This window comes from Hyphococcus flavus (assembly GCF_028748065.1).
GTDB classification, from domain to species: Bacteria; Pseudomonadota; Alphaproteobacteria; order Caulobacterales; family Parvularculaceae; genus Hyphococcus; species Hyphococcus flavus.
Genome location: NZ_CP118166.1, coordinates 3,054,846 through 3,068,234 on the forward strand (window position 1 = coordinate 3,054,846; position 13,389 = coordinate 3,068,234).

The window sequence follows — 13,389 nt, forward strand, 5'->3', positions numbered from 1 at the left end:
CCCGTGCCGAGTAATCCACACGACGGAAACAAGTATTCCGAAACACAAACTTTTCTATTTGTGCTTGGCGGAACAATATTGCTGGGACTCGTCGCCTTTGCGCTCAGCATTTTGCTCGGCGTGCCGATTGGGCCGCAATTCGAGTTGAACCCGAATGATTTTTTTATTGGCGTTATCGCGACATTGCCGCTCGTTGTTTTCCTGTGGTGGTTTTCGAACACGACGCTCGAGCATCTCGCTGTATTTCGGCGCTCACAAATCAAGTTTTTTGCTGAAATTGGTTTTACGTTTACGCCATTGCGGATCGCCTTGATGGCGCTCGGCGCCGGCATCACCGAAGAATTGCTATTCAGGGGCGTCGTGCAGTCATGGATCAGCGGATTTGCCCCTGTCTTAGTCGCAATAATTGCATCCAATATCCTGTTTGGCGCTCTTCATATGCGAACTGCGCTTTATGCTTTGATCGCCGGGCTGGTTGGCGTCTATCTGGGTGTACTGTTTGCGTTTACCGACAATTTATTGGCGCCAATGGTAACCCACGCGCTTTATGACGCTGCCGCGCTGGAATATACCCGCAGGGCGGTAAAAAACTGACGGACGCACAGCATCTGATTGAAGTTGCATACGGACTGTTAATCAAACCAGCGCGAAAATCACGCTTGCCTGTGCTAAAATAGTGGCGAAGCGCCGCAGGAGTTAACCAATGCGTATATTGTTCGGGTCCGCAGGAGCGAGTTTCTTAGCACTCGCGCTAACGGCGTGTGGAGGCAGCAGTGACGGCACCCCTCCACCAGCACCGCAAAACCCGCCGGCGAATAACGCGCCCAGTTTCACCTCAGGCGGTACTGCGAGCATACAGGAAAATACGATCGGTGCTTTTTACACCGCGACAGCGAATGACGCTGATGGAGACAGTTTGACGTTTTCTATTTCTGGCGGAGCAGATGCAGCGCTATTTACGCTAACAGGCGCAACGCTTTCCTTTGTATCGCCGCCTGATTTTGAAGCACCGCAAGACGGCAACACCGATAACGTCTATGCACTGACATTGCGCGTAAGCGACGGAACTGCAACTTCAACTCTTAACTTAAACGTCACAGTGACTGACCAGGCTGAAAATTTTGCCGTCCGCCGCGTGACCGCATCCGCTTCTGCGCCACTATCTCTTGTTGGACGCGCTGGCGGTGACGTGCTTGTCGGAGAGCGCAGCGGCGTCATCCGTATTCTCAACCCCGCTACCGGTACATTTAACGCAACGCCATTTCTCGATATTTCTGCGACTATCGGCACGGCTGGCGAAGGCGGCCTGCTAGGTTTCACGCTGGCGCCTGATTACGCCGCTAGCGGAACATTTTACGTTCACGTCACCAACACGCTAGGCGATACTGAAGTTCGCAGTTACCAGCGGTCCGCAGGCGACCCCGATGTGGCTGACGCCGGCAGCGGCGATGTCATTTTGACAGCCCCGCAACCGGACACAAACCACAATGGCGGCTGGATTGATTTTGGTTCTGACGGATTTTTATACCTTTCCATTGGTGATGGCGGAGGCGCGGGCGACCCATTTGCAAATGGTCAGGATCAAGACACCCTGCTCGGCGCGATCTTGCGCATCGACCCGGCATCTGATGACTTTCCGGGCGATACGGCGCGCGACTACGCAATTCCGGCAGGCAACCCATTCGCCGGCGGCGGCGGCGCGCCAGAGATCTGGGCGTATGGGCTGCGAAACCCGTTTCGCGCCAGCTTCGACCGCGATACCGGCGATCTTTATATTGGCGATGTTGGTCAAGCCGTTATTGAGGAAATTGACCTGATTGCAGCCGGCGACGGCGGGCGGAATTTTGGCTGGAACGTACGCGAAGGCACGCAGATGTTTACGGGGCCTGACAGCGGAGCGTTTACTTCTCCGATCGCAGAATACGGCCACGGTTCTGGTCCGCGTCAGGGAAATTCCATAACCGGTGGGTTCGTTTATCGAGGACCGGTGACGTCGCTTCAGGGACAGTATATTTTCGCGGACTTTATTTCAGATAACATCTGGTCATTCCCTATCGACGCGACTGGTCAAGGGTCAACGCTTTCATCCGACAGTTTTATACTTCGGAACGACGCCTTCACGCCTGATGCCGGAACCCTTGAGGGTATTGTCGGATTTGGCGATGATGCGAGCGGCAATCTCTACATCTTGACGATTTCAGGATCGATTTTCGTAATCGAACCGACGCCCTAAATCCGGAACGCTGTTTCCAGCAATTCTGCCGTGACCGGATAACCAAGATCTTCCGGGATCGTCAAATAGGCGACGCCATCGCGTGTTTCCGGTGCAGGCGTTACAGGCCTAATCGGTCTTTCGTTTGCAAATGCGATGGCTTCTTCGGTGTTATTGCTCACGCCTAACAGCTCCACATTGCGCGTTGTTGGAAAAATCATTTTCCGGCGCCCGGCGTCTTTGTCGGCAAGCACGTCTTTCGGCTGTGTCCAGATGACGTCAGTGGCTTCGCCGCCATCGGGCCTCGCCTGTTGCTTCGGCGGCGCTTTTGCCGCGAAAAACCATGTATCGAAACGCTTGTGCGTCGCTTCTTTAGGCGGGCGCCAGCGGGCAAACAAATGAAGTGCATCCAGCGCCAGTTTTAATTTTTCTTTGCAGATGAGTTCCAGAAATAAAGCGTCTTTTTCCTCGACGCTGCCGCGCAGATCTTCAAAATTCATGGCTTCGCGGCCAAGAAACTCACCGTCTTTACGAGCAAGCAACATTCCCGTTTCTTCAAATGCTTCACGGATAGCGGCAACGCGATGACTAATTTCATGTTCCGGCGTCTGCTCAAGCCCGTCACAATGGGCGAGCCACGCCTTATCCGCGTCACTTGCTTCCATCCGCCCGCCAGGAAACACCATGGCGCCGCCAGCAAATTCAATATTTGCATGACGCTCGACCATCAAAACTTCAAACGCCGGCTCGTCCCGCAGCAGCAAGATTGTCGCCGCCTGGATATAATCGCTACTCATCGAACAGACCGTCTTTTGAATTCTGTTGTGGTAAGGCGTAACTCGCGCTTGTCACTTTGATAGCCAAAGCGCCGCCGCAAAAGGTAAGCACTGCCGCCGCTGGCCATAAGATCCAATGTAAAGGCGACGATACCAGGACAACAATTGCTGATACGAACATGGACGCCGCAGCAATAACGCCAACCGGAACCCAACGTCTTGCAATGAATAGAGCAATCAGAGCAGCAGAAAACGAACCCGTAAACCAGCTTAGGGCCAAAAAAGCCTGATAGATGGTTGAGCTTGCCGATGCCTGCATAAGCGCAGCAGCGCCGCCCTCAATTAGCTTCGCAACGGCGAGTCCTGCAACTACAGCAATAATGACAGCGACAAGAGACCTCAACATAACCTTTCCTCAAGCGTTCTTTTACAGCGATTGGAAAAATGGAAAACCCATCAGAACCACGCTAAATTAGAGTGATGCGCCCCACGATACTCAATCCCTTGTTCGCGGATATCACGGTTTTGAATGGAGTCGGCCCGAAAATCGCAGCGCTGATCTCGCGCGTCGCGGGCTCTCGTGTAGTGGATTTGTTGCTGACGCCGCCCTCAGGGCTCATCGACAGGTCATTTAGGTCTACTATCGCCGACGCGCCGCTGGGGCGCATCCTAACATTGCGCGTAACCGTCGATCGGCATGATCCGCCGCCAAAGGGCCGTCGTCTCCCATATAAAGTGATCTGTTCCGATCATACCGGCTTTATCACGCTGGTGTTTTTTCACGCCCGGCAGGACTACCTGAAAAAAGTCTTGCCAGAAGGTGAAACCCGGCTGGTGTCCGGCAAAATCGAAGACTTCAACGGCGCGCGCCAGATGGCCCATCCGGACTATATCGCCGATCCTGAAAAGCCCGATGACATGCCCGATTTCGAACCTGTTTACCCCTTGACGTCTGGTCTTACTTCTGCAGTCATGCGCAAAGCCACTGCCCAGTCGGTTACACGGGCTCCCGATCTGGAGGAATGGCAAGAACCCAACTGGCTGAAGGCACGCAACTGGAGCTCATGGAAAGCTGCTACCGAAACCCTGCATGCGCCAAAAAGCGATGCAGATCTCTCACTTTTAGCGCCAGCGCGCCAAAGACTTGCCTATGATGAACTTCTCGCCAACCAACTGGCGTTGATGCTGATCAGGCAAGCGCGAGTGAAATCCAAGGGGCGGGCGATAAAAGGCGATGGAATTCTGCGCGCACGGGCAAGGAAAGCATTGCCCTTTTCACTGACCGGCGCACAGCAAAGTGCGTTGCAGGAAATTTTCGCCGACATGGAATCCGGCGAACGCATGGTCCGGTTATTACAAGGCGATGTCGGTTCGGGTAAGACTATTGTCGCCTTTCTAGCCATGCTGGCCGCTGTTGAAACGGGCGCACAGGCCACCTTAATGGCGCCGACGGGGATACTTGCTCAACAGCATCTGGAATCCTTAAGCCCCCTCGCCTCTACGGCCGGAGTGAGGCTCGATGTTCTGTCCGGCAGGGACAAAGGCGCTGTGCGATCGGAAAAACTACAACGCCTGAAAAACGGCGAAACGAACATTCTCATCGGGACGCATGCGTTATTTCAGGAAAGCATTGAATTCCAGGACCTCGCATTGGTCGTCATAGACGAACAGCACCGTTTTGGCGTTCGCCAGCGTATGGCGCTAACGCAGAAAGGGCCCAAGCCAGATCTTCTGGTTATGACAGCAACCCCTATTCCACGTACATTGTCTTTGACTGCATACGGCGACATGGATCACAGCCGGATCACAGAAAAGCCGCCAGGCAGAAAGCCTGTCGATACGCGCACGGTGCCGGCGAGCCGAATACACGACGTAATCGCCGGGCTTAAACGCGCGACTGCGCAAAATGAACAAGCCTATTGGGTCTGTCCGCTGGTTGAAGAGTCCGATGTCCTTGACCTGACAGCCGCTGAAGAACGGTTTGAAACACTGAAATCCGCTATCGGCAGTGATAAAGTCGGGCTGGTGCATGGACGCATGACAGGCCCAGAAAAAGACGCCGTCATGGAACGTTTTCACAGCGGCGAGCTTTCAATTTTGATAGCAACGACAGTCATTGAAGTCGGCGTTAACGCCCCGAATGCGACCATCATCATTATCGAGCATGCGGAACGTTTTGGCCTCGCCCAATTGCACCAGCTTAGGGGCCGCGTGGGCCGCAGTGACAAAAAATCAAGCTGCATACTGCTCTATAAGCCACCGTTGGGCGAAACAGCAAAAGCACGCCTTAATGTTCTACGCGATACGGAAGACGGCTTTTTAATTGCAGAAGAAGATTTACGCTTACGCGGCGCAGGTGATGTGTTGGGAGCGGCCCAGTCCGGTTTCCCAAAATTCCGGCTTGCAGATATCGCTGTTCATGGCGAGTTACTGGCCGCCGCGCGGGACGACGCCAAGCTGATACTATCAAGGGACGGGCAATTGTCTTCTGCGCGCGGCAAGGCGCTTCGTGCGCTGCTATACCTCTTTAGCCGCGACGACGCAGTGAAAATGCTGAGTGCAGGTTAACTCGACCACAGTTTGAAAAGGTTGCGCCGCGGGGCCGGTTTTTCACGATTGAGATCGCCTGCAATCTCTTCAAGCTTTTTTACGGCGTCAGCACCATCTGCAAATTCCGGCACCACGAGCCCAAGCGAGAAAACGACTTTCGCCGCCTCTTCAACACTCATTTTCAGAACGCGCAGATCTTTCCGCGGCACAAACAACAAAAACCCGGATGTGGGGTTCGGCACTGTCGGGATAAAAATAGACGTCAGCCCTTCGCCCATGTCATCAAGCTTTGTACGGACCTCGCCTTTTGTTTCACCCACCACAAAAGACATGACCCATGCACCTTTGCGGGGGTATTCCACAAGCGCCACTTCCTTGAACGACCGGTCCGACTGTTGCAGCGCAGTCTGAAAAACATTTTTGAAAAAGCCAAAAACGTTTCGGACAACGGGTACGGACTCAAACAGCCTCTCGCCAGCACGAATGAAAGACCGGCCGACGAAATTTTTTGCAAAAGCGCCAAGCAGGACCACCACAATGAACGCAACCAGCACGCCGACACCAGGCAGCACCTGAAGAATGGATTCGAGTGTGCTGTCGCCAACCGGAAGGGTTCGTTTAACGAAGGCGTCGAGGCGAGCCATGGGGCCCGTAAACAAAAGATAGAACAGCCAAATCGTGATGCCGATTGGCGCAACAACCACAATACCGGCCAGAAAGCTTGACCAGAGCGAACCCAAAAAGCTCTGCTTTTTGGGCTGTATCAAAGGACCGTCACCGGTGATGCCTGCTCTTTTTGCGGCATTTCCCTGATTACTGTCTGTGTTCTTGTCGTTCATTCGATACCTGTTTCGCCGCCATCTGTCCTATGCGGTACGCCAACATATGTACGTCGCCCCCGTCAGACTGCAAGTCAACAAGCGGTAAGCGGCGGTGATGGGGCGGCGGCGTGTTTCGGCGGGGGCCATTTCAGGGTGAAACCGCAGCGCGCCGATCACCGGTTGATCTTCCCTTCAGCCTTTAGGATAAGGACGAAGGGTATCGAAAGTCTTGCCAGATCTCCCCAATTCTTAACACCCGTTCATAAATGGAAGTTCTATGAAACCGGTTCGAAAAGTCGTTATTCCTGTCGCCGGCCACGGCACTCGCGTTTTGCCTGCCACCAAATCAACCCCGAAAGAGCTGTTGCCGCTCGTGGACCGGCCCTTAATCGACTATGTGGTCAATGAGGCCTTCGAGGCAGGTATTGAGCATGTAGTATTGGTAACCGGACGCGGCAAAGGCGCAATTGAAGACTATTTCGATCACGCATTTGAACTGGAAGCCGGCCTTGAAGCGAAAAACAAAACCGAGATTTTGGATAGCGTCCGGTCAGTAATCCCAAAAGCCGGCGCTCTTTCTTACACACGCCAGCAAGCGCCCCTTGGTCTGGGCCATGCAATCTGGTGCGCGCGCGATATTATTGGAGATGAGCCATTCGCTGTTTCGCTACCTGATGTAGTGATTGATGGGCAGGCCGGCTGTCTAAAACAGATGGTTAGCGAATATGAAAAAACCGGCGGCAACATCATTGCCGTTGAAGAAGTCGCGCGCGAAGAGACAAACAAGTACGGGATCGTCGCTCCCAAAGGAGACGTCTCAGGAAATTTATTCCAGATGTCCGGCATGGTCGAAAAACCGGCGCCGGACAAAGCGCCGTCAAACCTCGCGATCACAGGAAGGTACATTCTGCAGCCGGAAATTTTCAATCTGCTTGAAAAAACACCTCGCGGCGCCGGCGGCGAAATTCAGCTCACGGACGCTATGGACGCGCTGATGAAGCAGCAATCATTTTACGCTTATATATATGATGGACAGAGCCATGATTGCGGGGACAAGCTGGGCTGGTTGAAAGCAAACATCGCGCTCGGACTGAAGCGACAGGAATTTTCAAGCGCTCTGAAAACATTTCTATCAGAACAGATTGCCAGTAATTGAACCTAAATCAGCTCAACATCCGTAACGCCTTCAAGGCTTTTTAACGCACCGCGCATTGCAGGCGTACAGGCTGCTTGCTCCGGCAATGTGATATCAACCTCCCTGCCGGTTTCCGGCAGGCGCAGCACAACAACAACCGAGCCGCTTTCGCGCTGACTTGCCGGCTTAACAGCAGCCAGACGCCGCTTCAGACCATCAAATGCATCTGCCGTAGAGATTGATATGCGAAGCTTAGAAACTGCAGCAGCAGCGGCGGCGTCAAGTCCGCGGATCGTTTCACAGGTAAAACGCGCATCACCATCACGATCTTCCACTGTGACGCTCACGAGCAACATTGCGCCAGTTTCCAGAAGGTCGCGTGAACGATTTAAGGTCTCGGCGAAAACAGTAATTTCATAATCACCGCTTTGATCTGAAAGCTCAACCCATGCAAACGGATTTCCGTTTTTCGACCGCCGCATGCGTACCGTTCGGACCACGCCCGCCATCTGAATTAAGGCGGCGCCCGACTTCGCTAACGAAACGGCTTCAGTAAATGACGTAACGTTGAGACGCTTTAATTCTTTTTCGTAATCATCCAGCGGATGCCCGCTAAAGTAAAAACCCACGGCCGCCCGTTCCTCATCCAGAAGCGCCTGCGGCGTCCAGTCTTCTACGATTGGCAATTTTGGCTTTGCGAGCGCAGGCGCGCTATCAAGGGCAAAAAGCCCGGCCTGATCGCTGTTCCGCTCCTCGAGGATAGCGGCTGATGTGCGGATTAATAATTCTGCAGCGGCAAAGGCCTGGGCCCTTGAGGCGCAAAGCCCGTCAAAAGCGCCAGCGCGAGCGAGGTTTTCCAAAGAGCGCTTGCCGATGAGTTTGAGGTCCAGGCGTTCGGCAAAATCGATTAAGTCTTTAAACGGCCCGTTTTGCGCCCGCTCCAGAGCGATATGGCTCATCGCCCCTTCACCAACATTCTTGATCGCTGAAAGGGCGTATGTGATAGCGCCGTCTTCCACAGAAAAATCCGCCTGCGAATGATTGACGTGCGGGGGAAGAACCTCAACGCCCGTGCGGCGCGCTTCCTTTAAAAAGATCGCAAGCTTGTCTGTATTAGCGCGGTCGAGCGACATTGAAGCGGCCAGAAATTCCGCCGGATAATTCGCCTTTAGCCAGGCGGTCTGATAAGCGATGTACGCATAGGCGGCAGCGTGGGATTTGTTGAAGCCGTAGCCGGCGAACTTCTGGACAAGATCAAAAATGGAAGAAGCCTTGGCGGCCGGAACATCGTTGTCTTTTGCACCATCGATGAACCGTTTGCGTTGACGGTCCATTTCCTCTTTCTTCTTCTTGCCCATGGCGCGGCGCAACAGATCAGCCTCACCAAGGGAGTAGCCCGACAGAATTTGCGCAATTTGCATCACCTGTTCCTGATAGATGATGACGCCGTAAGTCTCCTTCAGCACGTCCTCGAGCATCGGATGCAGGTAATCCGGCTTTTGGTTGCCTTGCTTGCGCTCGATATAAGTCGGTATGTTCTCCATCGGCCCCGGGCGATAAAGAGAAACAAGAGCGATAATATCCTCAAGCGTATCGGGTTTCATGGCGCGCAGCGTGGATCGCATGCCTGCGCTTTCAAGCTGGAACACGCCGGTCGCCGCGCCCTCGCCCAGCATCTCGAAAGATGCCTTGTCGTCGAGGGGTATTTTGCTCATATCGAGGATAGCGCCGCGCTTGCCGGCAAGCGCCACGGCGCGGTCGATAACAGTCAGGGTTTTCAGACCCAGAAAGTCAAATTTTACGAGCCCCGCCGGCTCGACCCACTTCATGTTAAATTGGGTCGCAGGCATGTCAGACCGAGGGTCGCGATAAAGCGGAACAAGCTCGTCAAGAGGACGATCGCCAATCACCACGCCCGCAGCATGCGTTGACGCATGCCGGTAAAGCCCCTCAAGTTTCAGCGCCTTTTCGATGAGCGCAGACACCGCCTCGTCACTGTTGCGCTCCTCTTTAAGGCGGGGTTCGGTTTCGAGCGCTTCAGCAAGCGTCACCGGATTGGCGGGATTGTTGGGTACGAGTTTGCAGATGCGGTCAACCTGCCCAAAGGGCATGTTCAGCACACGGCCCACATCCCGCAGCACCGCACGCGCCTGCAGTTTTCCGAACGTAATGATCTGTGCGACACGATCACGACCGTATTTTTCCTGAACATAACGAATGACTTCATCGCGCCGGTCCTGACAGAAATCGATATCGAAGTCCGGCATCGAGACGCGTTCAGGATTCAAAAATCGCTCGAACAGAAGACCGAACCGCAATGGATCAAGATCGGTGATCGTCAGCGACCAGGCGACAAGTGAACCGGCGCCGGACCCACGTCCGGGCCCCACCGGAACGCCGGCGTTTTTCGCCCACTTGATGAAGTCCGAAACGATTAGAAAATAGCCGGGAAAACCCATGCTATTGATGATGTCGAGCTCGGTTTTCAACCGTTCCCAATAATCACTTTCCGATGCAAAGAGCGGGTTATGGCGCAGACGCTCTTTCAATCCTTCGCGCGCCTGGCGCTCAAGTTCCATCGCCTCGGCATTGGCCGTATCGCCATCGGCGCTTTCAGCAAAGCTCGGAAGAATGGGATCGTGAAAACGCGGCCGGAACGCACAACGGCGCGCCACCTCAACAGTATTTTCAATGGCTTCCGGCAGATCGTGAAACAACGCCGTCATTTCTTCCGTGGATTTGAAAAAATGATCCTGCGTTACCTTGCGGCGGTCATCCTGATGAACATAGGCTCCGTCCGCCACGCACAGTAACGCGTCGTGCGCCTCATAATCGTCCGGTGTCGGGAAAAACGGTTCGTTTGCAGCGACCAGCGGCAGATCAAGATCGTAGGCAAGGTCGATGAGATCAGCCTCGGCGTTTTCGTTTTCCCGTCCGCGATGGCGTTGCAACTCGACGTAAAGGCGATTGGGGAAAAGCCGCGCAAGCTTTTCCATCACCATTCGCGCTTCTGCGGACCGGCCTTCACGAAGAAGGCGATCAACCGGCCCATCGAAACCGCCCGTCAGGCAAATCGTCCCGCTGTTTGCGTCTTCCAGCCATTCCATGCTGGCGCACGCCCCTTCTTCTGAACGAGAATCGAGAAACGCGCGGCTCGTAATCTTCAACAGGTTTTTGTACCCGGCTTCATTCTGCGCGAGCAGGACAATGGCGGGCGGGCGGACACCGCTCGTTGCCGGCAGCCCGAAGTCGGCTGGGTCAAACGCCTGCTGCAACCCTGTAATTGGCTGAATCCCGGCGCCAGCAAGCGTCGTGGACGCCTCCAGCGCGCCAAAGAGGTTATTAGTGTCTGTTACCGCGACAGCGGGCATGCCTGCTTCTGTGCAAAGATCTTTCAACCTGCTTATGGGAATGGCGCCCTCAGCAAGGGAATAAGCCGAATGCAGGTGGAGATGAACAAATGGCGCCGTCACCGGATCCCAAGACCTTTCGTGGAGTTGCCGCACTAACCGGCGGGAGCTCAGGCCCCCAGTAAGACGCCCCAGAATTGCGCCGCCCCGATCACTGTCATGAGTACGCCGAGTCCGATGATGTCGCGCAAGCCTTCGTTTTCCATAGTGACGCTCCCTTTTGAGTTCGTCTTTTGTTCTATATTCCCTTTTTGTTCTCCTGTCGAGACAAATCGACTATTGCCAGACCAGCGTTTTCCACAGATCGGTTTTTAGGCTGTATTATCAACAGCTTGTAGCGCTTCGAGTTCACCACCGCGGATGGCGGAAAGGTTGGCCGTCACTTTTTCCACAGGCCAGTTCCACCAGGCGATGCGGCCAAGCTCCAGCACCGTCGCATCGTCAAAACGGCGTTTGATGGTGCGCGCCGGGTTCCCCACTGCTATGCCATAAGCAGGCACGTTCGAACCTACCACCGCGCGAGCGCCGATGATCGCCCCGTCACCGATGGTAACGCCGGGCAGGATCATCGCCTCCGTCCCGATCCAGACGTCGTTACCGATAACCGTATCGCCTCGCGAATTATTGGCCCAGTCGTATCCCGGATCTTCCCAGCCCTGCCCGAATACGGCGAAGGGATAGGTCGAAAGCCCGGTCAAGGTGTGGTTTGCGCCGTTCATGATGAACTGGACGCCGACAGCGATGGCGCAATAGCGCCCGATGATCAGCCGGTCACCCAAATGCTCAAAATGATAACGAACGCAGCGCTCAAGAAAACACTCCGGTCCCGCAACGGGATCGTCATAATAAGTGTACTCGCCAATCTCCACCATCGGGTGATCGACCAGCGGCTTTAGAAAACCGACCTGAGAGAAGCCGGTCATTGGATGAGGGTTGTCAGGGTCCGGACCATTCGTGCGAACAGACATAAAACCTCCAAAATTCTGGATTTCAAAAAAGCGCACTAAGCGCCATTAATCACGAAAACTGGAAGTTAGTTGTTCACTTTAAGAATAGTCCTTATTCCAAAATATGTTTCGCAGATAACACCAGATCACGACAAAGTCCAGAAGCTCTATTCAGAAGATACTTCTACCTCATCAACTGTCGGCCCTGACCGGTTACCATTGGCGACGATCAAGAGCACGCCCGCGATGAGTAATACAGCGATGAAGGCAAAGAGCAGCCAATGGCGAGGGGTCATGAATACTTTCCGTATGGATGCATGCTTAGTTGAACTGAGCGTAGTCGATTGGCTGATGGCGGTCGATGGTTTTTGATTCTGCCGTCATGGGGTATTTAAGGCCCGTCGCGCAATTATATAAAACCACCCTGTCTGTCTGGGCGATGCGGCCATCAGCAAGCGCGGCTTTGAACGCCGCATAGGTGGCCGCGCCTTCCGGGCAAAGGAGCAGCCCCTCGCTTTTTGCGACTTCCGCGCGGGCGTCAAAGATGTCGTCTTCATCGACGGCAATAGCGAAGCCGTCGCTTTGCCTCACCGCACGGATGATCAGGAAATCACCCACAGCCGCCGGCACGCGAATACCCGCCGCCGCCGTCCAAGCGTTTTCCCAGAGCGGCGCGTGCTCCTCGCCTGCCTCCCACGCCTTGACGATCGGCGCGCAGCCAGAAGCCTGAACAGCGATCATTTTCGGCCGCTTCGGTCCGATCCAACCCATGGCCTCAAGCTCATCAAACGCCTTCCACATGCCGATGAGCCCTGTGCCGCCGCCCGTCGGATAAAAGATCGCGTCAGGCAATTCCCAACTCATCTGTTCGGCAAGTTCGAGACCCATGGTCTTCTTGCCTTCGATCCGATAGGGCTCTTTCAACGTGGAAACATCGAACCAACCGACGGCTTCCTTGCCTTCGCCGACAATCTTGCCGCAATCGGTGATGAGCCCGTTTACGAGATAGGTCTCTCCACCCTGCAGCGCGATTTCTTCAATGTTTACGCGCGGCGTGTCGTCGGGGCAGAACACAGTCGCTCGCATGCCGGCCGCGCGCGCATAAGCGGCAAGCGCCGCGCCCGCATTCCCATTAGTCGGCATCGCCAGATGGGAAAGACCGAATTCTTTCGCCATGGAAACCGCGAGGCAAAGGCCGCGCGCCTTAAAGGAACCGGTGGGCAAGCGCCCTTCATCCTTGACGATGATTTCACCTGAAAAGCCAAGCGTTTCCGCCGATCTCGGAAGCAACACAAGCGGCGTGACGACCTCGCCTAACGAAACCCTGTTCCCAGCCTGCGTTACGGGCAGTAGCTCACGATAGCGCCAAAAGCCTTCAGTACGCGTAGCCAGTTTTTCTTTCGTAAGCGCGGACTTTACGGCGTCGAGATTATAACGAACCAGTAAAGGCTTACCAGCCTTGGAAAGATTGTGCGGACGGTTCGCCTCATATTGTTCGCCGGTATAAGAGCATTCCAGATGCGTTACAAAACTCAATT

The 13,389-nt window shown here is 54.6% G+C and carries 11 protein-coding genes; 4 read left to right on the top strand and 7 right to left on the bottom strand.

Translation table 11 applies throughout. From position 1 onward, the window contains the following. Positions 1-3 precede the first annotated feature (3 nt). Positions 4-594: a CPBP family intramembrane glutamic endopeptidase gene (locus tag PUV54_RS14655; protein WP_274493018.1), complete on the top strand. Its 591-nt coding sequence runs from the start codon at positions 4-6 to the stop codon at positions 592-594. A gap of 109 nt (positions 595-703) precedes the next feature. After that, a complete protein-coding gene (locus PUV54_RS14660; RefSeq protein WP_274493019.1) occupies positions 704-2,233 on the top strand; it encodes a PQQ-dependent sugar dehydrogenase in 1,530 nt (509 codons plus the stop codon). On the opposite strand, the gene PUV54_RS14665 is transcribed toward PUV54_RS14660, so the two are convergent. Both PUV54_RS14665 and PUV54_RS14670 read right to left on the bottom strand, forming a co-directional pair. Then, positions 2,230-3,009: an NUDIX hydrolase gene (locus PUV54_RS14665; RefSeq protein ID WP_274493020.1), complete on the bottom strand. Its 780-nt coding sequence runs from the start codon at positions 3,007-3,009 to the stop codon at positions 2,230-2,232. The genes PUV54_RS14660 and PUV54_RS14665 overlap by 4 nt on opposite strands. Further along, a complete protein-coding gene (locus PUV54_RS14670) occupies positions 3,002-3,394 on the bottom strand; it encodes a hypothetical protein (protein ID WP_274493021.1) in 393 nt (130 codons plus the stop codon). The genes PUV54_RS14665 and PUV54_RS14670 overlap by 8 nt, the downstream gene beginning before the upstream one ends. Before the next feature lie 74 nt (positions 3,395-3,468). Here PUV54_RS14670 and recG point away from each other — a divergent pair, with 74 nt between their 5' ends. Continuing rightward, positions 3,469-5,556 (top strand): ATP-dependent DNA helicase RecG, encoded by a 2,088-nt coding sequence (gene recG, locus PUV54_RS14675; protein WP_274493022.1) that lies wholly within the window; start codon positions 3,469-3,471, stop codon positions 5,554-5,556. Here the strand turns inward: recG and PUV54_RS14680 are convergent. Next, positions 5,553-6,377, bottom strand: coding sequence for a DUF502 domain-containing protein (locus PUV54_RS14680; RefSeq protein WP_274493023.1), 825 nt, complete (start codon positions 6,375-6,377; stop codon positions 5,553-5,555). The two genes, recG and PUV54_RS14680, sit on opposite strands and share 4 nt — an antisense overlap. Before the next feature lie 259 nt (positions 6,378-6,636). On the opposite strand from PUV54_RS14680, the gene galU reads away from it, so the two are divergent. Then, positions 6,637-7,515 carry a UTP--glucose-1-phosphate uridylyltransferase GalU gene (galU, locus tag PUV54_RS14685; RefSeq protein ID WP_274493025.1) on the top strand — a complete coding sequence of 293 codons (879 nt, stop codon included), beginning with the start codon at positions 6,637-6,639 and terminating at the stop codon, positions 7,513-7,515. A 2-nt stretch (positions 7,516-7,517) separates the two neighbouring features. Here the strand turns inward: galU and dnaE are convergent, their stop codons facing one another. The 4 genes from dnaE to PUV54_RS14705 form a co-directional block, all read right to left on the bottom strand. Beyond that, positions 7,518-10,967, bottom strand: a complete 3,450-nt coding sequence (gene dnaE / locus PUV54_RS14690) for a DNA polymerase III subunit alpha (protein WP_274493026.1) — start codon at positions 10,965-10,967, stop codon at positions 7,518-7,520. A gap of 248 nt (positions 10,968-11,215) precedes the next feature. Continuing rightward, the gene (locus PUV54_RS14695; protein WP_274493028.1) at positions 11,216-11,872 is read right to left on the bottom strand and encodes a CatB-related O-acetyltransferase; all 657 of its coding nucleotides are present in this window, start codon (positions 11,870-11,872) and stop codon (positions 11,216-11,218) included. A gap of 146 nt (positions 11,873-12,018) precedes the next feature. Next, positions 12,019-12,147, bottom strand: a complete 129-nt coding sequence (locus tag PUV54_RS14700; RefSeq protein WP_274493029.1) for a hypothetical protein — start codon at positions 12,145-12,147, stop codon at positions 12,019-12,021. Positions 12,148-12,172: 25 nt separating this feature from the next. Next, positions 12,173-13,387 carry a threonine synthase gene (locus tag PUV54_RS14705; RefSeq protein WP_274493031.1) on the bottom strand — a complete coding sequence of 405 codons (1,215 nt, stop codon included), beginning with the start codon at positions 13,385-13,387 and terminating at the stop codon, positions 12,173-12,175. Positions 13,388-13,389: the final 2 nt, after the last annotated feature.